15 protein-coding genes are annotated in these 20,478 nt (G+C 50.9%); 1 reads left to right on the forward strand and 14 read right to left on the reverse strand.

The features are described 5' to 3' along the window. Positions 1 to 18: 18 nt before the first annotated feature. The 7 genes from NFR55_RS02955 to NFR55_RS02985 all read right to left on the reverse strand — a co-directional run bounded on the left by NFR55_RS02955 (position 19) and on the right by NFR55_RS02985 (position 6,630). The gene (locus NFR55_RS02955; protein WP_251546070.1) at positions 19 to 1,080 is read right to left on the reverse strand and encodes a peptidylprolyl isomerase; all 1,062 of its coding nucleotides are present in this window, start codon (positions 1,078 to 1,080) and stop codon (positions 19 to 21) included. Beyond that, the gene (locus tag NFR55_RS02960; protein WP_251546072.1) at positions 1,077 to 2,225 is read right to left on the reverse strand and encodes a DUF975 family protein; all 1,149 of its coding nucleotides are present in this window, start codon (positions 2,223 to 2,225) and stop codon (positions 1,077 to 1,079) included. The genes NFR55_RS02955 and NFR55_RS02960 overlap by 4 nt, the downstream gene beginning before the upstream one ends. A gap of 33 nt (positions 2,226 to 2,258) precedes the next feature. After that, a complete protein-coding gene (locus tag NFR55_RS02965) occupies positions 2,259 to 3,122 on the reverse strand; it encodes an RluA family pseudouridine synthase (protein ID WP_251546074.1) in 864 nt (287 codons plus the stop codon). Continuing rightward, the gene (gene feoB / locus NFR55_RS02970) at positions 3,119 to 5,383 is read right to left on the reverse strand and encodes a ferrous iron transport protein B (protein WP_251546076.1); all 2,265 of its coding nucleotides are present in this window, start codon (positions 5,381 to 5,383) and stop codon (positions 3,119 to 3,121) included. Before feoB ends, NFR55_RS02965 begins: the two co-directional genes overlap by 4 nt. Next, complete coding sequence (locus tag NFR55_RS02975; protein WP_251546078.1) at positions 5,384 to 5,608, reverse strand: FeoA family protein; 225 nt, start codon at positions 5,606 to 5,608, stop codon at positions 5,384 to 5,386. A gap of 9 nt (positions 5,609 to 5,617) precedes the next feature. Continuing rightward, entirely contained in the window at positions 5,618 to 6,079 is a 462-nt protein-coding gene (gene nrdR / locus NFR55_RS02980) for a transcriptional regulator NrdR (RefSeq protein ID WP_251546080.1), read from the reverse strand. 80 nt (positions 6,080 to 6,159) lie between these two features. Further along, a complete protein-coding gene (locus NFR55_RS02985) occupies positions 6,160 to 6,630 on the reverse strand; it encodes a YlmC/YmxH family sporulation protein (RefSeq protein WP_251546083.1) in 471 nt (156 codons plus the stop codon). Positions 6,631 to 6,747: 117 nt separating this feature from the next. Here NFR55_RS02985 and sigG point away from each other — a divergent pair, with 117 nt between their 5' ends. Continuing rightward, complete coding sequence (gene sigG / locus NFR55_RS02990) at positions 6,748 to 7,521, forward strand: RNA polymerase sporulation sigma factor SigG (protein ID WP_251546085.1); 774 nt, start codon at positions 6,748 to 6,750, stop codon at positions 7,519 to 7,521. 1 nt (position 7,522) lies between these two features. On the opposite strand, the gene sigE is transcribed toward sigG, so the two are convergent. The 7 genes from sigE to NFR55_RS03025 form a co-directional block, all read right to left on the reverse strand. Further along, complete coding sequence (gene sigE / locus NFR55_RS02995) at positions 7,523 to 8,221, reverse strand: RNA polymerase sporulation sigma factor SigE (RefSeq protein WP_476748523.1); 699 nt, start codon at positions 8,219 to 8,221, stop codon at positions 7,523 to 7,525. A gap of 11 nt (positions 8,222 to 8,232) precedes the next feature. Then, positions 8,233 to 9,081, reverse strand: coding sequence for a sigma-E processing peptidase SpoIIGA (locus tag NFR55_RS03000; protein ID WP_251546087.1), 849 nt, complete (start codon positions 9,079 to 9,081; stop codon positions 8,233 to 8,235). Between the two features lie 145 nt (positions 9,082 to 9,226). Then, positions 9,227 to 10,549 (reverse strand): cell division protein FtsZ, encoded by a 1,323-nt coding sequence (gene ftsZ / locus NFR55_RS03005; RefSeq protein WP_251546089.1) that lies wholly within the window; start codon positions 10,547 to 10,549, stop codon positions 9,227 to 9,229. A gap of 56 nt (positions 10,550 to 10,605) precedes the next feature. Then, entirely contained in the window at positions 10,606 to 11,766 is a 1,161-nt protein-coding gene (locus NFR55_RS03010) for a cell division FtsA domain-containing protein (protein ID WP_251546091.1), read from the reverse strand. A gap of 79 nt (positions 11,767 to 11,845) precedes the next feature. After that, a complete protein-coding gene (locus NFR55_RS03015; protein ID WP_251546093.1) occupies positions 11,846 to 12,592 on the reverse strand; it encodes a cell division protein FtsQ/DivIB in 747 nt (248 codons plus the stop codon). 60 nt (positions 12,593 to 12,652) lie between these two features. Continuing rightward, complete coding sequence (murA, locus tag NFR55_RS03020; RefSeq protein WP_251546095.1) at positions 12,653 to 13,915, reverse strand: UDP-N-acetylglucosamine 1-carboxyvinyltransferase; 1,263 nt, start codon at positions 13,913 to 13,915, stop codon at positions 12,653 to 12,655. Positions 13,916 to 14,076: 161 nt separating this feature from the next. After that, on the reverse strand, positions 14,077 to 20,445 hold the full coding sequence (locus NFR55_RS03025) for a hypothetical protein (RefSeq protein WP_251546097.1): 6,369 nt from the start codon (positions 20,443 to 20,445) through the stop codon (positions 14,077 to 14,079). Between the last annotated feature and the right edge of the window lie 33 nt (positions 20,446 to 20,478).

Raw genomic sequence — 20,478 nt, forward strand, 5'->3', positions numbered from 1 at the left:
TTCGTTATACTCTCGTTTTTATTTGGCTATCCACGCTCTGAACGCCGAGCTTCCGTTATTCGCCTTGAGCATGTAGGAGATAAATTCGAAATCGTCCCACTTGTCGTCGTCCATGTTCTCGAGCTTTATTTCCTTTATTCTTACTTTATCCGAAAAGCCGATTACGTTATCGCCTATTCCCGTATTTCCTCTTTTGGAGTAAGCCGACGACATAAGGTCGTCGAGCACCTTTCTCGACTCCTCGTCTTCGAACGAACCGAAAGCCGAAAGATTGCTCGAAATACTCGCATTGGACGAACCGTAAAAAGCGTCGTTGTTCTCTCCCATGTTTATCACGAAATCCCCCGAATCGTTACTGTTGAAAGACACAACGTATTTTTCCTTGTAACGCGCTCTGCCCGTACCCGTATCGGTATGAAGCCTGTATCCGAATTTATTGGCAACTTGCTTGTTGTTTCCGTTGTTGTCGTTCTTATATCCCGAGTCCATATCCACCACGTTGAATATCTTACGCGAAATCCCGTCTACAAATCCGGCATCATTATATTTCGACGTCGACGAGTTGTAATCGGTATAAGCTCCGAAACGCATATAGTCGGTGCCCATATATCCCGACCCCAAGTTATTGAGTTCGCTCCGTCCGGGATGAACGTCGTACACGAGGTTGTTGTTGAAAAAGCCTATTTTAACCAAAAACATAAAGTTCGTGGCGGCTATCGGGCATTCGTCCTCCCAAATGGTGAGAGTAAGCGTGCGCGTTACTCTTTTGCCGCCGTCGGCGGGCACGTCGAGAGTAATCACGGCGCGGGGATATATGCTGTTTCTGCCAGGCTTAATAACGAGCAACAATACGGCTGTAAATATTATCACGAGCGCAAGCACCGCGCAAGTAACGGGTATCCAAATTTGTCGCTTTTGGATAGCGGCGGTTTCTCCGCCCTCGGTCGCGTTTTGCGCGTTCGCGTCAGCGAGCGCGGTTTCACGCTCTTTCGATTTTTTATTTCTCTTTTCTTCTTCGGCGCGGCGCAACTCTTTTCTCGCCCGCGCCGTCATGGAATAAGTTTGTTTCTTTCTGCTCATTCGCGTTCTCCGATTTCTATATTATTGCGTTCTTCCTGCGTTACTCTACGGTCGGAAGCTCTGCGCCGAGGTATCGCGCCGCCCGACTGCCTTGCCGCGGCGTTGCGTTCCGCTCGCTCCCTGCTTATGCGTTCGCGTAACGACTCGCCCGCTTTGCCCTCGCCGTCTTCGCTTATTTCCACAACCGCAACCTGTTCTTCTTCGGTTTGCGCGGGTTCGGGCGGTCTGCGCCTGTCTACAGCCCGTCTGCCCGCCGAGTCGAGATATACTCTGCCGCCGGGCAACGGAATTGTACTCATGCGCTTGAGACCGTCGGCCGCCTGCTCGAATGCGGGAACTTCGGCATGCGGCGGTTCGATTTGCGGTTCGATATAAGGTTCGGGCGATATTTCGGGCAAAAACGGCTCGGTATATTCCGCGGTGTAGGCTATGTCTTCGGGCTTGAATTCTTCTTCCGCGCCTATTGCCGCGTTTTCGTCCGCCTTGGAAAATTCGCCCGTTTCGGGATTGCGGTACACCGTTTTGTCGCCCTGTATCTCGCGCTTGTAAAACACTGTTTTGGCGGTGTTAAGATACGGGAGCACCCATATAAAGCCCAGTCCGCAGGTAAGGAGTCCCATCAAAAACCAACCCGCGAAAGAAATCACCAAACCGAAATATTTGAAACAGTGCGTTTTCATTATTCGGTTGCTCGCCTTGAGCGCGTCGGCGGGTTTAAGTTTGGGATTGGCTCGCAACAGGTAATTAGCCATAGAGGTACGAACCGCAAACACTATGCCGGGCACTATGAGCAAAAGAGTGAACGCGAGCCAAAGCGCGAATTTCAAAAGCCTAAGCACTATTACCCGCTCTAAGTTGTATTTATTGAACCCGTCGAATATATGGAATGCGTCGGTCTTTTGGAATTTGTAGAGTTTAACGTAAAATGCGGTCATGCCGAAACCGAAGGGAGCAAGCATGAGAAGATACAAAAATATGAGTATCACTCCGTACCACACCGCCCACTTGTTCACAATATACAAAAGAGTGGTAAGCACGGCGATGTTGAGCGCAAGCGTATAAACCACGCCGTACACAAGCATTGCGTGATATCTGTTGAGCGCAAACCGCTCTTTCGCTTCGGTTTTGATTTCTCTTACGTGCATTTATATATATTATACTCCGAACGGGGTTTTAAGTCAAATCAAAACGAAGTTTTTTTCGTCCGCAAAAATTATATCGTTACCCGCGTCTGTCGAATATCTTTTGCCGCTTAGATATGTAAGCGGCGTATCGAGTTCGCCGAACTCGAGCGATACGGCTCGCAGTTTTTGCCGTTTTGCTCCCGCTTTGCGGTTAGCCGCGCAGTCGCCGTACTTATCGTCGCCCACTATGGGGCAACCTATATGCGCCATGTGCGCGCGCAATTGGTGCGTTCTGCCGGTCACGGGCGAAAGGAGTAAAACCGACTGCTCGCCGCGCAAAAGCACTTTATATTCGGTAACTATCTCCTTCCCGTCTTTTACCTGTTTATCGCACACTTTGCAATACGAGTTTTGGGCGTTTTTAACGAGATACGCGGTAAGAGTCCCGCCGTCGCGCTCGGTGCAACCGAACACCCTCGCAACGTATTTCTTCTTTACCCGCTTATCCCTAAACGCCGATATAACGCAGTTAAGCGCGGTTTGGGATTTGCAAAGTATTACAAGTCCCGTAGTGTTGGTGTCCAACCTGTGCGCCGCGTAAACCTTTTCGCCCGTCTGCTCGAGTATGGCTTTGGGCAACGCGAACTCGCTTTCGATAAACGGCGGCTTGTCCGCAATCATTATGTTTTCGTCTTGATAAATCACGGGTATTGCGGGCAAATCGAATTTTGCGGGCAGAAATATTTCCACCCCGTCGCCGCTGTTAATCGGCAAGTCGCGTGTGATTTTTTCGCCGTTAACGCGCACCTCGCCGCGCTTGAGCTGAATTTTTATTCGCTCGCGGCTCACGCCCGCAAGCTCGCTTTCCAAAAAGCGAACGAGCGAGCACTCTTTATCCGCAGTAAACTTGCGTTTCACCTATCTTTCCCGTCCTTTTTGCGGTCGCAGGTTTTGCATCCTCCCGTGCAGTAAGGGCAAGAGCCTTTCCCTTTGATTTTACTTATAAGCACCGCAATGCAAACGGCAACCACAAACGCCACTATGAGCACTCCGACAGTAACGCCGGGATTAAGCAAAACGAGCAGTCCTATTCCGTAGAACGCGAGCGAAACCAAATACGCCACGCCTATCTGCAAAATCAGGCTGAAAAACATCCACTTAAGCCCCGCTTCCTTTTTTATTGCAACGAGCGTGGCAACGCAGGGCACGTATAAAAGCGTAAACACCATAAAGGTGAGCGCGGAAAGCGACGGGTGCGCTCCCATAAATATAGCTTCCACCCCGCCCAAACTTTCTATGCTCGAAATTACCACTTCTTTAGCCACAAGACCGCTCAAAAGCGAGGTTACGGCTTTCCAATTGCCGAACCCGAACGGACGGAATACGGGCGCGATAAATCCGCTTATCACCTCTAAAATACTGCGGGCGTCTTTCCCAACCGTGTAACCCGCCGTAAACGAAAAGTTCGATAAAAGCCACACTATTACGTTGAGCGCGAAAATGGTTGTGCCCACTCTTATCAAAAATACTTTCGCGTTGTTCCAAATTATTTGCAACACGCGCTCCGCCGTAGGGAAACGGTACGGCGGCATTTCCATTATAAACGAAAGTTTACCGCTCTTGAGCGGCTTTACGCACTTTTCGAATAATGCGGCAAGCAGTAGAGCCACAGCCGCGCCGAGCAGATACATGCCGAATATTATAAACGGCGAACCGCCCGCAAAGAACGCTCCCGCAATAGTCGAATAAACGGGAAGCCTTGCGCTGCACGAAAGGAAGGGCGTTAACAGCACCGTTTTCTTTCTCATCTTCTCGTCCTCGAGTCCGCGAGCGGTAAGCACCGCAGTTGCACTGCACCCGAAGCCCATAAGCATGGTGAACGCGCTTCTTCCGCTAAGACCTATCTTGCGAAATATGCCGTCTGTCATAAAGGCAACGCGGCTGATGTATCCGCTGTCTTCGAGCAAAGCGAGAAAAAAGAACAGCAAAACTATCTGCGGCAAAAACACGAGTATGCCGCCCACGCCCTGTATTATTCCGTCGCCGAGCAGTCCCACTATCCAGTCGGGGCAGTTTATGGAATTGAGCCAACCGGTAAGCGGATTATATATCAATTTGTCTATTCCGAGCTCGAGCAGCCAGGTAAAGAAATTCCCCACCAGCCCGAAAGTAATAACGAATATGAGAGCCATTACGGCAAGGAATATGGGAAGCGCGAGGTATTTGTTAAGCACAATCCCGTCGAGTTTTGATACGCCGAGCATTTGCAGTCTTTCGCCCGCCTTGTGCCTGTCGTGATGCCTAACGTGCTTGTCGTGCGGGATTTCGGCTATCTCGCCCGCGTTCTCGCCGTGCGACTCGAGCGGCACGTTGTGCGCGGTGTGTTCGTGCATTTCGTGGTGCTCGCTCGATACGCTGCGCGTTATCGCGCCCTCGGTTATTTTGTCTATGAATTCGTAACGCACTTGAGCAACGCGCGCCTGTAAGTCGCCCATTGCCGCCAAAGCGCTCGATTGCGCTTTATCGAGGTTCAGTTTGCCGAGCACGAACGCGTCGTTTTCAAGCACCTTTATAGCCGCCCAACGCGGCGATAGCCCCGCCTGCGCGGCGTTCGCTCCTATAATGGAAATAACGTCGTCGAGCGGCAACTTGTCCAGATATTCGAGCCGCACGGTGTTCGCCCCGTGAGTCTTTATATAGTCTACGCTAACGTCCATCAGTAGGTGCACGTCGCTGTGATACTTTGCGCTCATGGGTACAATGGGAATTTTGAGCACCCGTTCTATGTTGCGGTAGTTGAGCACTTTACCCTGCTTTCTCAGCTCGTCCATCATGTTTATTACAAGCACCACGGGAACGTCGAGTTCGAGCAGTTGGAGTGTGAGATACAGGTTACGCGCAAGGTTGTTTACCTCGCAGATATTCACAATCAAGTCGCTTGATTTAGCGAGTATTCTATCGCGCGAAATTCCCTCTTCGGGACTGTACACGCTTAGCGAATACAAGCCGGGCAAATCCACAATATCTATTGTATTGTGGTCGAACATTATCTTTTTGCTCACCTCGGCAACGGTTACGCCGTGCCAATTGCCCACGTGTTCGAGCGAATGGGTTATTCTGTTATATAGGCTTGTTTTGCCCACGTTGGGATTGCCCACGAGAGAAACGGTGTAGTCCATTTACGCCACCTCTATCTCTATAAGCGAAGCCGCGTCTTCTCTGAGCGCAACCATAAACCCCCTAAGCCCCACGAGCACCGTTCCGCCCATGGGAGCCACCGCCGCTATATACAGCGTGCAATCGGGAGTAAAGCCCATATCGAGCAAACGGCGGCGGGCGTTTCCCTCGCCCGACACGCCGCTCACTTTATAGCGTGTATTAACCTTTGCATCCAAAAGCGTCATAACGCAAAATCAGTCCTTTTGGTTCATTTTTTCGTCTTTTATAAAGTCGGCAAGCTCGGTAACGTCGCGGAACTGCCTGTAAACCGAAGCAAATCTTATATACGCGATTTGGTCGAGGTCTTTAAGCAGTTTCATTACCATTTCGCCTATCTTGCGCGAAGATATCTCCTGCACGAGCGAATTGCTTATTTGCTTTTCGAGCGTGTTTACGAGCGCGTCTATATCGTGCATGGCTACGGGTCGTTTTTCGCAAGACTTTACAACTCCGCTCTTTATCTTCGAGGCGTCGAACTGTTGGCGCGTGCCGTCGTTTTTCACAACGAGTATGGGCACGGTTTCAATCATTTCGTAAGTGGTGAACCGTTTGCCGCACTTTAGGCATTCTCTGCGCCGCCGTATGGAATTGCCCTCGTCTGTAGGACGGGAGTCCAACACTTTGCTCTCCGTAAATCCGCAAAACATACATTTCATACGACGCACCTCTTTTGAATTGATACGCCTTTATTATACAATATATTCCGCCGTAACGCAATCGATTTGAATAAATTCGGTCAATTCATTTGCGACCATCTGTAAGCGCAGTCGAACAGCATGCACTTTTCGCAGCGATTGTCGCAGTTGGGGTGCGGCGGAACGGAGTCGTCGCACCTCGTTTCCTCTCGGAAAGTATTATCGCCGCAACCGCAACTTTCATACCCTCCGCCGTGCTTGCAGTCTTTGGGCGGCTTGGGGCGCGGCGGCGGAGGCGGACGGTGCCCGCAGGAAAGCGAGCCGTCGGCTTCCATGGTGAGCGAAACGAGTATTACGTCTTCGCCTATCTTGCGAACGCAGTGCCACGGTACGAACACGTCTTGATTTTTGGAAAATATACCTCGGCGGTTTAGCGGCACCACTATGCCGCTTATTCGCCCGTCGTCGCGCGAAAAAAGAATATCGACTATACGCCCCATTCGTCTGCCGTCGGTATCGTTTACAACTTCTTTAGACCTCAATTCGCAATAAGACAAGTCGTTGTCGCTCATTTTATACCTCGGACTATATATATGCGCAATTGCGACAAAAATTGCGAACCGAATTTCTCGGCAAAGTATAAAAACGCCGCCCGTCGATAAAAATAGCGATACACAGGAGGTATAGCTATGGCTACTCGAGTGGAAATTTGCGGAATAAACACCGCAACGCTTCCCACCCTTACTCACAAAGAAACTTTGGAACTCATAGACAAAGCGCACGCGGGCGACGAAGCGGCAAAAGACAGATTTCTGCTTTGCAACATGCGGCTCGTGTTGAGCATCGTGCAACGCTTCGGAAGCAAAAAAGAATGTGCCGACGATATATTCCAAGTGGGTTGCATAGGTCTTATCAAAGCAATGAACAATTTCAACACCGCGCTCAATCTCAGATTTTCGACATATGCCGTGCCCATGATAATCGGCGAAATTCGCAGATACCTGCGCGACAGCTCGAGCATTCGGGTTAGTCGCTCCATTCGCGACACCGCGTACAAGGTTTTGCAAAAGCGGCAGGCTCTCGAGGCTGAAACCAACAACGAGGCTTCGCTCGAAGAAGTCGCGGCGGCAATGAACATGCCCGTGTCCGAAGTGGTTTACGCAATGGACGCAATATCCAACCCCGTGTCGCTGTTCGACCCCGTGTATCACGACGGCGGCGAAACGGTTATGATAATGGACCAAATTTCCGACAAAAAGAACTGCGACGAAAACTGGCTCACCGGCGTTTCCATAAGCGAAGCGATGACCAAACTTACGCCGCGCGAACGCGAAATTCTCACTTTGCGCTTTTACGAGGGCAAAACCCAAGTAGAGGTATCGAGCGAGATAGGAATATCGCAAGCTCAAGTGAGCCGTCTCGAGAAAAACGCGATATCCATACTCAAAAAGAATATCAACTGAATTACAACGCTTTCACGATTTCTTTTTTCAGGCGGCTTATAATCTTCTTTTCCAACCGCGAAATATACGACTGCGAAATGCCCAAAAGGTCGGCCACCTCCTTTTGGGTTTTTTCCTGTCTGCCCGCAAGTCCGAAGCGCATTTGCATTATCTCTTTTTCGCGCACTCCGAGCTTGCCTATGGCGTTCCACAAGAGCTGTTTTTCAACCGACGACTCTATGTTTTTGCTCACGAGGTCCGGCTCTGTGCCGAGTATATCGCTCATGAGCAGCTCGTTGCCTTCCCAATCGATATTGAGCGGCTCGTCGAGCGACACCTCGCACCTAAGGCGCACCATGCGGCGCAAATACATGAGTATTTCGTTTTCTATGCACCGCGAGGCGTAAGTCGCGAGCTTTATATTTTTGTCGGGGTCGAAAGAGTTAACCGCCTTAATCAGCCCTATAGTGCCCACCGAAATGAGGTCCTCGACGTCCACGCCCGTGTTGTCGAACTTGCGGGCGATATAAACCACAAGCCGAAGATTGCGTTCTATAAGGGTGTTTTTCGCGCTCGTCTTTCCCTCTCTTAAGTCCGCCATTACAACGACTTCTTCCTCGGGCGAAAGCGGGCTCGGCAAAGCCTCGTTCGCCGTTATGTACATTAAAACGTTTTCGTCGGGCGGCAACAGCTTCCCTACGATTTTTTTAAGCAAGTCGATTATTTTCACAGTCAATTCACCTCCGTGAGCGCCGGGTGCAAAATAGCGTCGAATTCTTTTTCGCGCCTTGTAAACGTCAAGGACAACCCGACCGTTACGTCATATAATATATTCTTGTCCGAGCCGAAATAGACTTGAAATTTATCGGGAGTTATAAGCCAAAGTTCACCATAGCCGCACACCCCGCCGCATTTCATTTTTCGCGCCCCCTTAAACACCCTGTCGGTATGACCTGTGAGTATTTCGGTTACCGCGCTATCGCATAGATAGGGCATAATCGTTGCAAATCCAATCACTATCACGGGCAGTCCCGTTTTCGCGTCGTACAGCCTGTTGCCCGTATCGAGAAATCCGTTGCCCTCTATCTCCGCGCCCGCAAGCTCGAGTCTGTACCGATACAGCGTTTCCGACAGGTCGCGCGTGCGGTGAAAGGAAACAGCAAACAGTTCCACTATTACATACACAGCCGCGGACACTCCCGCCGTGATAAAGGCGTTGGGCATGAGCGGCTTTGCCATAGCGTCCGCCGCGTTGCCGTAAATCACGTACCCAACGGCGAAAACGCACCCGCCGAATATAAATGCGGCGGCGTAAAATACCGCGACTCCTTTTACAAATCCGCACTTGCGAAAGAATAAAATCGCACACATTGCCGCGCCCACGCAAAGTTTTATAAGCGTTTGCCAAATTGCGGACAGCGAAAACATGAGATAAAACAACGCGGCAACCGTTCCCGTAAGGGCGGAAAGAAACAGACGCGCTTTATCCGAGCGCAAGCGCAAAAACTTGTACGCCGCCGCGCCGATAACGTAATCGAGTATGAAATTTTCCGCCAAAAGCGGCTCTATGTATACGCTCATACGCCTATACTATCACAAAACCGTTTGGCTAAAAAGAACATTGTTGTCGAATTTGCCCTAATATGCTCGCTTCGGCATGGCGAAATTTGCGCAACAAAATCGCCCGAACGATAATGTTTCGTTCGAGCGTTCGCACGTTTTAGTTTCAGTTTCTGCGGTTTTTGTCGTTTAGCCTTTTGAGGAACTCGGGAAATCCGGAGTCGTCCACGTCAACGTGCGACGAAGGGATTTTCGAACCCCCTTCGGGCTGAGGCGGACGAGGTTGTTGCGGTTGCGGAGCGGGTCTTTGCGGCGCACCGTATCCGAACTGCTGCGGTTGCTGTTGTTGGCGGTTCACAAACGGCGGCTGTTGGGTGCGCGGTTGCGGATTAAATCCGAACGGCGACTGTTGCTGTACGGGGAATACGTTTAAGTCGCTTCCGCCCGTAAGCCGATTGTAGTAATCGTCTGCCGTGGGCTGTTGGCTTTGTTGCTGTTGTATCGCCTGCGGCGGCTGATTGTGCGGCTCGCCCGCAGGAGTATCGAAACCGGTGGCTATAATCGTTACCAAAATTTCGTCGTTGAGAGTTTCGCGTATATCCGCGCCGAAAATTATGTTTGCCGAAGGGTGCACAACCTGTCTTACAAGGTCGGCGGCTTCGTTAATTTCCATAAGAGTGAGGTCGGTGCCGCCCATGATATTGAGTATAACGCTCGTTGCGCCCTCTATAGAGGTTTCGAGCAACGGACTGAACACGGCCTGCTTTACTGCCTCCACGGTGCGGCGTTCGCCGCTTCCTCTGCCTATGCCCATGTGAGCTATGCCCTTATCGCGCATTACCGTGCACACGTCGGCAAAGTCGAGGTTTATAAGAGCGGGCGTTACAATCAAGTCGCTTATTCCCTGAATACCTTGGCGCAAAACGTCGTCGGCATATTTGAACGCGTCGAGCACTTGCAGTTTAGACGCCACTTGCATGAGCTTTTCGTTGGGTATCACAACAAGCGTGTCCACCACTTTCATGAGGTTTGCAATGCCTATTTCGGCGTTGTTCATTCGAGTTATGCCCTCGAATGCAAACGGCTTAGTCACTACGGCAACGGTGAGTTTGCCCATTTCTTTGGCTATGGAAGCCACAACGGGGGCTGCACCCGTTCCCGTTCCTCCGCCCATACCCGCGGTTATAAACACAAGGTTTGCGTCCTTTATGGCGTCGGCTATGGCAAGACGGCTTTCTTCCGCCGCTTTCTGACCTATTTCGGGGTCGGCGCCCGCGCCCATTCCGTGAGTAAGTTTGTCGCCTATCTGTATCCTGTACTGAGCCTTAGACATATTGAGAGCTTGCAAATCGGTATTGAGCGAAATGAATTGCGCACTCTTTATATTAACGGCTATCATGCGGTTAACGGCGTTATTGCCGCCACCGCCCACACCCACTACCTTTATAACGGCAGGCATATTGGTAACATCTTTGGAATTGACTTGCATACAAACCTCCACGCGCCTACATTTTAGACGCCTATATGAGCTTCCTTTTTGTGAGTTTATTTTTTACCGAACAAACGGGCGAAAAAGCCCTTCTTTTCTTGCGGTTGCTGGTCGAGCAACATATCCATAAGACCTATGCCCGACGACATGTGCGGTCTGCTGAACGGCGGGAACGACGGACTTACTATTTCAACGGGCTTGTTGAGCCGCTTGGAAAGATAGTCGCGCGCACCTTTGAGATAACTCAAGCCGCCGCCGGTAAGGTGATAAGGTATATAATCGGGATAATCGTATTCGCACTTAGACAAACACTTTTCAATAGTGCTCGCGATAAGTTTGATACGCTCCATAACTATCTCGTTTACTGTTTTTGCCGGAAAAGGAATGCGAGAGTCACGGTCGGTAATTTCGTACACGTCGGCGTCCGACGCGTTGAGCGAAAGCACCACTTTGCGTTTAAGACTCTCCGCCTGCGAAAACGATATGCCGAACGCCATGGCAAGGTCGCCCGTGATATGCCCCCCGCCGAGTGAGAAATTATATAGTCCGAGCAAACCGTCGCCCCGCCCCACGGCAACCGACGTTGTGATATATCCCACGTCTATGAGCACCACGTACTGGTCGCGCGTAATATCGTCGAACAGCAAAAGTTCTTCGGCGAGAACGCTCGAAACGAATTCGATGGACTCGATACCGAGTTCTTCGAGAATTTTGCCCACGAAATGAATAAACCTGTTTTCCGCCAAAACGTAAGAAATATGCCCGCCGAGCTTGTTGCTCGTCATGCCCACGGGCTGAACGAGCCGCCTGTCGTCGTCGAGCGTGTAATAAACGGGGCCTATATTTATCACCGTATAATCGGGGTTGTTGCGGAACACGTCGCCTTGCTCGTGCAACATATCCACGTCCGCCTCGGTAACTTTGCGCTTTTTAGTAAGAGAAATGCTCACGTCGCGGCACACAACGGTGGTAAATTCGCCGGGAACGCCCACATACAGTCTTTTTATTTTTGTGCGCGAATTGGTTTCCGCGTTGTTAATGGCATGTCCTATCGCATAACCGAGCTGGTCCGGCTCAAACCATTCGCCATCGGCAAAACCGGCGTAATCGCATTCGCCCATGCCGTTTATGCAAATTGTATTGTTGACTCCGCGCTCGCCGATTAGAACGTCTATCTTACCCGAGCCGAAATCAAGAACCGCTATGTCCTGAGCCACCTTATTTCTCCTAAGTCCGATTATAATTATTATATAATGCCATGCAACATAAAGTCAAGAGATTTGCGTTAATCCGCCGTTATTCTCGGTAGTTGGCAATTATCTTTTCGGTGCCGGCAATTACGAGCGTGCCGCGACTGCGTTTGTCGTCGTCGAGTTCGTTCACGTAAACCGACATTGCAAGCCGCAATTTTTCGGCAAGCCTGTCCGCCGTTACAATCTCCCATTTCATGCCCGTTGCGGTGCGAAGAACTATAAAATTTCCGCTTATGTCAATCTCGTCGAAAAGATTTATTACGGTATCGTAATACCCCAGCCGTGCGAGCGCGTCGAATATCGCGGTCACAACGTCGGCGTTGCTCAAGCCTTTGGAAGTTGAAAACGTAAGTTTGTCGCCCGTTTGCAACTCGGAAAGCTCGCCGCTTATCTTGAGATTTATCACCTCGTCGCCGCCGTTCGATATCACCCGCATATCGTTGTCGCAGTAATACGTGCGGTGTCCGTCGCTCACTTTTACGTAAGCACGCACCTCAACAAAGTCTATGTATATACGGTTCGGAAACTGTTTTTCAACACTTAAAACGCGCACGTTGCCGCCCAAACTTTTTTCTATGTTTTGAATGGCTTCGGCTTTGTCTACGAAAAAGATACTCGAGCCGTTCTTTATTTTGTGGCTCGCCTTCACCTTATCGGTATACTGCGATTTCTCCACGTTCACGCAGTGCACGTCTATATGCTGTACGGAAAAAAGAACGCTGTTGAATACCACCAAAAGCGTCACCGCCAAAAGTACCGAAAAAAGAATTATGAGCTTTTTATTTCTCATGATATAATTATATCATTTGTCGAAAAATAAATCAACTGTTTGCGTATATGTAAGATATCGTCAGTTTTCGATAACTCTCTTTATATCCGCGCCCAAAAGCGCGAACGCGTTTTCTATTTTATCGTATCCTCTGTCTATGTGCCGCACGCCCGTTATAACGCTGTCGCCGTCCGCGCCGATTGCCGCCGCTACGAGCGCCGCGCCGCCGCGCAAATCTTCCGCCGCTACGAGTGCACCGCTCAATTTTTTCACGCCCTTAACCACAGCCACGCGGTCTTTTACTATTATGTTCGCACCCATCTTTATCAGTTGCGCCGTATATTTGAACCTGTTTTCGAACATGTTTTCCACTATAAAACTCGTGCCGTCGGCGGCGGCGAGCATAGCGGTTATCTGCGGTTGCATATCGGTGGGATATCCCGGGAAGGGCTGCGTTTCTATTTTATGTACGGCGTGCAATTTGCCGCTCGAAACTATGCGCACTCCGTCGTTGAGTTCGGTTATTTCGCAACCCGCTCTTTTGAGTTTTTCGAGCACCGCATACATAAGTTCGGGCTGTGCGCCCGTAATTTGCGCCCTGCCGCCCGCACTACCCACGGCGGTTAAATATGTGGCGGCGGCTATCCTGTCGCCCAGCGGCGTGTATTCGCCGCCTCCGAGCGATTTTACGCCTTCTACCGTGATTACTCCCGTGCCCGCGCCGTGCACCTTGCCGCCGAGGTAATTTATAAAGTTTTGCAGGTCCACAATCTCGGGTTCGCGCGCGGCGTTGCGTATCACAGTCACGCCGCTTCCGAGAGTGCCCGCCATCATTATGTTTTCGGTTGCGCCAACGCTCGGAAAATCGAGTTCCACCACTCCGCCGCGCTTGTTGTCGCCGTCGCATATAATCATTCCGCCGTATTCGGTAACTTTTATGCCCAAACATTTCAGCCCGTATATATGTAAATCTATGGGGCGCAATCCTATTTCGCACCCGCCCGGATAACTGATATCGGCATAGTGAAAACGCGCGAGTATCGGTCCTAAGATAAACACCGAAGACCGTATCGAGCTCGTGAGGTCCGCCGTTACGAGTTGCGGATTGGCATACTTGCAGTTAACGCTCAAAGTGCCGTTTTTCAGTTCCGCACTGCCGCCTATAGCTCTTATAATATCTATCATGCTGAAAATATCCGCTATTTGCGGACAGTTATGTATGTGTATTTCTTCTTCCGACATGATACAGCAAGCTATTAAAGGCAATACGGAGTTTTTCGCCGCGGTCACGCGCAATTCGCCTTCGAGTCTGCGCCCGCCGCTTATAATAAGTTTTTCATTCATACATATAAACCTCTTAATCGGATACTATAATGTATGAATTTTGCGCTAATCTGTTACTTTTTCCGCCACGACGGCATAAATAAATAAAATCCGAAAAAATCCCCTGCGGCAATTATGTTACCGCAAGGGATTTTTACATAACGATTTACTGTATCGATTTACTATTTCTTAAGACGGGAACGGAGTTTGTCGAGCACAAGCGAATTCGCGAGTCGGCGCACTCTGTCGGTTTGTTCGTCTACCTGTATGGTGGTGAACTCCTGCGGAAGAATATCTTTCACTATTTCTTCCACCTCGCTGTGCGGCACGTTACCGTCGCCGAGCTGTTGAACGAGCTGTTCCATTATGAGCTTATTCGCAACCTGTTTGGCTATGCGCGAAGCTATATCCATTTCTTCGCTCGTGGCGGGTATGGGTTCGGGCTCGAAATTCGGATTGAGCACTATCGTTTCGTCAATACTCGAACCGCCCAAGTTTATGCTCGTAGAGTCTATTTTGGATAAAAGCGTGTCGCTCGAAAGTCCGTCGTCTTCTTCCGCCGCGGGTTTGGCTTTGGGACGGTTGCCGCGTTTTGCGCCGGACTTTCCTTTTCCCGAATTCTTTGCGCCCGATTTTGCGCGTTGCGAAGAATTCTTCCTTGCCGCGGGTTTTGCGGGAGCTTCTTCTTCCACAATGCCGGCAAGCTGATTGAGCTCGGCTTTAAGGTCGCTTATCGAGCGCGACAGTTCTTCGTCGCCCGCGCTCGGCTCGCGTTCCGCCATTGCGCCTATCTCGTTTTTGAGCACGGATATTTCTCTCAATATCTTTTTGCTCTCTTCCGAAGAATTGCGGCTGTCCATCTCTTTGCGAAGAGCGGCTATTTCTCGGAGTACCGCGCTGTTGTCTACCGTAACCGTTTCGGTTTTGTTGCGCCCGAGTTCGGCTTTAAGGCTCTCTATTTCGCTACGCAAATCCTCGCTCGTGGCCGGCGCGGCAAGCGAAGAAGCTATTTCCGATTTAAGACTCTCTATTTCTTCGCTCAAGCGTTCGTTGGAAGCCTGACTTATAAACGCGTTTTGGCGTTCGATGAGTCGCGCCATTTCGGACATAAAGTTAAGAGTTGTCGCGTCGGCTTCGCGCTGATTGTAAAGTTCTTCTTTGAGTGCGGCAAGTTCGGAAAGTATCGCGTCGTTTGCCGCGGTATCTTCGCTTTGCTTTAAGCGGGCTATCTCTTCGCGCAGTTCGTCGAAACGAGCTTCCGTTTTCTCGCTGTCGTCTATGGCAAGATTTGTGAGCCTGTCTTTCATTTGCGCAAGCTCTTCGCCGAGCGCGTTGGTTTCGTCGGACTGCTTGATAACCGCAAGTTCGTCTCTCAACGAAGATATCTCGTCGAGAATTATATTGTTGTAGCTTTCGTACACTACCTCGTTGCTCGTTCCGTCGTTTACGTTAGCCATGCTGATTGCAAACAACTGGTCTCTGAGCGACTGCACCTCGGATATGAGTTCTTCTTTGCTCTTGTCTTCCGCGGGCGAGGTGCGCGTTTTGTTAAGTTCGTCTTTGAAGGCTTGGAATTCGTCGCGGAGCGCGAGAACTTCGTTTATAATGCCGAGGTCGGGCTCTTCCTTTATGGCGCGTACGTCCTCTTTTATTGCGTCTATGCTCTCCATGATGCCCGCGGTATCGTCCGCACTGCTGCCGTTCTCGCGCATGCGCTCCATTTCTTCGCGCAAACCGAGTATCTCGTTCAACAACGTTGCGTCAGTTTCGGTTTCGGCTACTGCGGCGGGCGCGTTCATCTGCTCGCGCAATTCCGCTATCTCCTCGCGCAAAGACATAACCTCGTTAAGCACAAGCTCGTCGGGTTCGGAACTTGCCTGTTCGGGCGCGACCATATTGCTCATCTCTTCGCGCAATGCCGCAATTTCTTCTCTCAAAGAAAGCACTTCGTTCAAAACGGCTTCGTCGGGTTCGGCAACCGCCGCGGGAACGGAAGCGGCGTTCATAAGCTGTTCGCGTATCTCGGCGAGTTGCTCGTTAACCGACGACAAATCCACGCTTACCGTTGCGTTTTCGGCGGCAACGGGCGCAACCGCTTTCGACTCTTCCATTTCCTGTCTGAGCGCAAGCACTTCGCCGTAAAGCTCTTCCATTGTTACGGCGGAATTGCTCGATATCATTTCTTTTATGGAGTTTAATTCGCCGAATATGGCTTTGCCCGTTTCAGCACCGTCTTCCGAACCCGCTATAGCTCCGCCCACGGCGAGAGTCTGCAAATCCGCAAGTTGGTCTTTAACGCTCTGAAGCTCCTCGGTATAGTCGGGACTTACGAGCGAAAGCTCCTCGAGCTTTTCGCCTATCATGGCAAACAGTTCGCTCTTGAGCGTTTGCATTTCGTCGGCAAGAGCCGCCTTATCCGCTTGCGCGTCGCTCTCGCGAGCCGCCGCGGCGGTTTCGTTCATATCGGTGAAATCGGCTTTGAGTTCGGCAACCTCGCTCTTTACGTTTATTATTTCGTCCAATACGACGTTAAGCTCGTTAGACACCGCGTTTTCGCGAGCCGCGCCGCCGTCTTCGGCAAGCGTAGTTCTGCGCGAAATCATATCTTTTATTTCGGAAAGCGCGGACTGTATTTCGTCTATCTCGCCCGCCTGTTCCGCAAGATTTTCTATCTTGAGATTGTCTATCTCGTTATGAAGACCGGTGAGCTCGTCGAGAATTACCGAAATATTTTCGTCGGCAACCGCGGTAACGGGATGCACGTCGTCTTGCGCCGACACCATGCCCGCAACGTCGTCTTTATATGCCTGTATTTCGTCTCTAAGCGAAACTATTTCGCTCAAAAGCATATTCACTTCGTCGCTCGTGGGTGTGCCGTCGCCCCCGATGGGAACTCCGTCGCCTTCGCTTCTCAAAGTTTTTATATCCGAAATATCGGCTTTAAGCTCCAACAAGTCGCCTTTAAGCCCTTCGAGCTCGGCGGCAACGTCGCCGTTATCGAGAAGCCGAGCCGTTTTAACGTCTTCTCTTAGCGAGAGAATTTCGGCAACGGTGTCGTACTCGTCGAGCGTGGCAATCTTCTCTTTGATTGCCGCAATATCGTCCATTATGAGCGATAAGCCTTCGTTTTCCAACGTTTCGGCGAGCGGGTCGCTCTCGGGCGCGGTTTCTATGTTGGCTTCTATTTGGTTGCGGATAAAGGTAATATCGTCTTGCATCCGCACTATTTCGGAGGTCTGCTCGTCGCCCGCGCTGAGTTTGTCTTTTATATCGGCAACCTCGGCGATAAGCGTATGCAATTCTTCCAAAGTGGATACGTTGAAATCCGAGGCTTCTTTAACCGAATTATCGGTGGCAACCACTTGAGAAAGCGACGTGATTTGTTCGGCAATCTTATCGAGTTGCGTTGCAACCGTATCCGACTGCAACTGTTGCGAATTTTCGAGATTGCCCAGTCTTTCTCTGAGTTCGGTTATTTCCGAAAGCAGTTTCGCCTGGTCCTCTTCGGTTGCGGGTATAGCCGCAATGCTCTGCTCGAGTTCTTTGAGATGTATTTGTTCCTTTATTTCCGCAAGAGAATCGCGTATGCCCGCGCTCGATTTTTCGTATACGGAATGAACCTCGTTAACCCGAGTGGATATGGAAATTATTTCGTCGTATATGTTGGTGGCGTCTTTGTCGCCCGGCGGCATCAAAAGTTCGAGCAATTTGTTTACGCGCTCGGATATGGAGTTTTGATTGTCCGAAAGCAACAAACCGTTGGTATTCACCAAATCTTCGATTGCCGCGCTCTTTTCTTTAAGCTCTTCTATAGCCGCCGCAATGCCCTGCTGTCCGTCGAGTATCTGCGCCGCGTTTTCGTCTTGAATCGCAAAGCGTTCGTCAAGCACCGCCACAATGTTTTCGGCTTGCTCGCTCACCAAAGCCGCCGTTTCCGCGTTAACCTCTATGGTTGCAATCCGCTCTTCCAGCGTTTTGAGATTTTCGCCGAACTCGGCGCGAACGGTTTCTATCTGCTCGGAAAGCTCCTTGTTGCCCACCGCTTCGGCGGCTTGCTCGTTGAGTCTGCGCTCCACGCCCTCGCGAACAAACGCAACGTCTTCGAGCAATTTGGCGCGGTCTGCCGCGCTTAAAGCCTGCGAGTCCTCGTATGCGGTTCTAAAATCCACAACGCTGTCTATCACCGCGGCGGACATATCCGCGGCGGCAAGTCCTTCCATTACCGCCTTTATTTCGTCGAGCTTGGCTTGCAGTTTCTCCGAGGTATCGCCGTCCACCGCCGACAAATCTTCGTAAAGTTTGTCGAACTGCGCAACGATATCGTCGTACAGTTTATCGAACTGACCGGATTGCCCCACCGTTTCCGGCAACGCCAAAATATCGGTGCGCAAATCGGTTATTTGCGAAACGAATACGTCTTGCTCGGCAAGTTTCTCTTTGATTTCGGCTATTTGCTCGGCAATTTCCTCGGAAATACCGTTGCCGCTTTCTACCGCCTCGAACTCGTCCGCCTGCGGGTAAACCTCTTCTGCGGCGGCGGGAACTTCGGTATTTATCAGTCTGCTTTCTATATCGGCAAGCCTGCCCGAGAGCGCGTCGAAATTACGTTGTACCTCGCCCGAAAGTTCGTCTATATTGATTTTAGCGTCGAGAGCCGCGAGCATCGCCCTGAGCTCTTCTATTTGCTCGCCCGCGAGTTCGGCGGATTGAGCGTCGAATTCCACACGTGGCTGAGCCGTAGCCGCAAGTCCGTCTTCTTCGGTGCGCGACGCAACGCCCGCGGCGGCAAGGTCTTCCACCATGCGCCCGAGCTCAGCAACCGACTGCATAAGCGAATTGATACGGTCGGAAACGGAATCGCCTTCGCCGAAAGTCATGGCGTCGGACGTGGGCAACGGCATTTCGGGCGAATACGAAACGATATCGCCCACAGTAAGATTTGTAAGTTCGGATATAAGAGCTTTAATCTCGGTGTCAACCGCGTGCTTGTCGGTTTCGGTGTCGCGCTTGCGCTCGTTGAATATGGATACGATTTCGTCGCGAAGCCCGTTCACAACCGATACGTTCTTAGCCCCCTCGGCGTCGTTAATAGCCGAAGCCATTTCGGGCAAAAATTCCATTACGTTTTCCACGTCTTCTCTGCGCGACCTTTCGGCAAACGAAATATAGCGGTTTACCGCTTCTTTCTTAGCCGACGAAACCGTAATTTTGCCGGTTGCGGAAGCAAACGAATTGAGAGAGTCGAACACGCTCCTGTCAAGCGGTGTGTCCATGAGTTCTTTGAGAACTATATTATATGCCGTGAGAGCGTCAGCAGTGATGAAATCCTGCGCGTTCACGGTAGACACGAAATTTTCCAACGCCTCGAGCTTTGTGCGGAAATCGTTGCTGTTGGCTATAGTGGCGTGAAGCAAATCGAGCTCGGTGTAAGCCTTGAGAGCCATGTTCACAAGCTCTTGCTGATTTGCGTCGCCGGAGCCGAGCATTCCCTTAAGTTCGTATACCGAACGCATTATTTCGGTTAAATCCACTCTGCCGCCTTCGGTCTTAATGCGAGCGAGCTTGTTGAGTATGTTGCGGTCAACTCCTCCGCCCGTGTTTTCGTTCGAAGCCGCGGCAAGCGACGCGGTTGCGCCGAGCATGGCTTCGGCGTGCTCGTCTACCGCGCTTTTGAGAGCGGCTACCGACGAGGATATTTCCGCAATGGCTTCACTGTTATTTACGCACGCGGGGCGTTCTTCGAGCGTTTTAACCGCCTCGCGAATATCCGCGAGAGCTTTGTTTACGGTTTCGTCGCCGCTCATTGCCTCGAGTTTGGTTTTGAGTTCCGCAATATCGGCGATAATACGCGCGTCGGAATCGCGAGTAGACTTAAGGAGAGTTTCGTTTATTCCTACGAGCTTGCCGAACTCTTTATGCGGCAAAGCGGGCTGCTGAGGAGCCTCGGGCAAATAACCCGCGGCTTGATTGCCTGCGGGCAAAGCTGCCGCCTTGCTCTTTTCGGGCGCTTGCAATTCCTCTATGCGCTCGTTAAGACGCTTTATTTCGGACAAAAACTGCGCTTCGTTATGCTTTTTCTCGCGCTCCATATCGTCTTTGAGTCGGCTGAGCTCTTCGTGGAGCGTTTGCGAATTCTGCGTTTTCGAGAGTTCGTCACGAAGGCGCGAGATTTCGTTATACATAACAACGTCGTTATTTTGCGGCATGCCGAACATCATGTGCGGCTGTATAGGCAAAAACGGCTGCTGCATTACAGGCTGTTGCTGTACGGCGGCAGGAGTCATGTTGCGCTTAAGCTCCGCCAATTCGTCGAGCACTTGATTTAAGCGGTCGTCGTAATACTGGTCGTCGTAGCCCTCGTCGTACTCTTCGTCGTCATACGGCTCTTCGTCCTCGTATTCTTCGTCGTCGTAATCCTCGTCTTCGTACTCTTCGTCGTCGTATTCTTCTTCGCCCGTATCGTACTCTTCGTCACGCTCGATTACTTCTTCTTCGTACTCGTCGTAATCGTCTTCGTCAGCCATGGAAAGATTGTAGATATCGTTGTTCATGTTTTTCATCCTCTCTATCGCGCCTTTCTTCCT

The organism is Pumilibacter intestinalis (genome assembly GCF_943193005.1).
GTDB lineage: Bacteria > Bacillota > Clostridia > Christensenellales > Pumilibacteraceae > Pumilibacter > Pumilibacter intestinalis.

Excerpts from the sequence above, each read along its gene's own strand:
- NFR55_RS02955 (WP_251546070.1), bottom strand. The coding sequence starts at position 1,080 with ATGAGCAGAAAGAAACAAACTTATTCCATGACGGCGCGGGCGAGAAAA.
- NFR55_RS02960 (WP_251546072.1), bottom strand. The coding sequence starts at position 2,225 with ATGCACGTAAGAGAAATCAAAACCGAAGCGAAAGAGCGGTTTGCGCTC.
- feoB (WP_251546076.1), bottom strand. The coding sequence starts at position 5,383 with ATGGACTACACCGTTTCTCTCGTGGGCAATCCCAACGTGGGCAAAACA.
- NFR55_RS02975 (WP_251546078.1), bottom strand. The coding sequence starts at position 5,608 with ATGACGCTTTTGGATGCAAAGGTTAATACACGCTATAAAGTGAGCGGC.
- nrdR (WP_251546080.1), bottom strand. The coding sequence starts at position 6,079 with ATGAAATGTATGTTTTGCGGATTTACGGAGAGCAAAGTGTTGGACTCC.
- NFR55_RS02985 (WP_251546083.1), bottom strand. The coding sequence starts at position 6,630 with ATGAGCGACAACGACTTGTCTTATTGCGAATTGAGGTCTAAAGAAGTT.
- sigG (WP_251546085.1), top strand. The coding sequence starts at position 6,748 with ATGGCTACTCGAGTGGAAATTTGCGGAATAAACACCGCAACGCTTCCC.
- NFR55_RS03000 (WP_251546087.1), bottom strand. The coding sequence starts at position 9,081 with ATGAGCGTATACATAGAGCCGCTTTTGGCGGAAAATTTCATACTCGAT.
- ftsZ (WP_251546089.1), bottom strand. The coding sequence starts at position 10,549 with ATGCAAGTCAATTCCAAAGATGTTACCAATATGCCTGCCGTTATAAAG.
- NFR55_RS03015 (WP_251546093.1), bottom strand. The coding sequence starts at position 12,592 with ATGAGAAATAAAAAGCTCATAATTCTTTTTTCGGTACTTTTGGCGGTG.
- murA (WP_251546095.1), bottom strand. The coding sequence starts at position 13,915 with ATGAATGAAAAACTTATTATAAGCGGCGGGCGCAGACTCGAAGGCGAA.
- NFR55_RS03025 (WP_251546097.1), bottom strand. The coding sequence starts at position 20,445 with ATGAACAACGATATCTACAATCTTTCCATGGCTGACGAAGACGATTAC.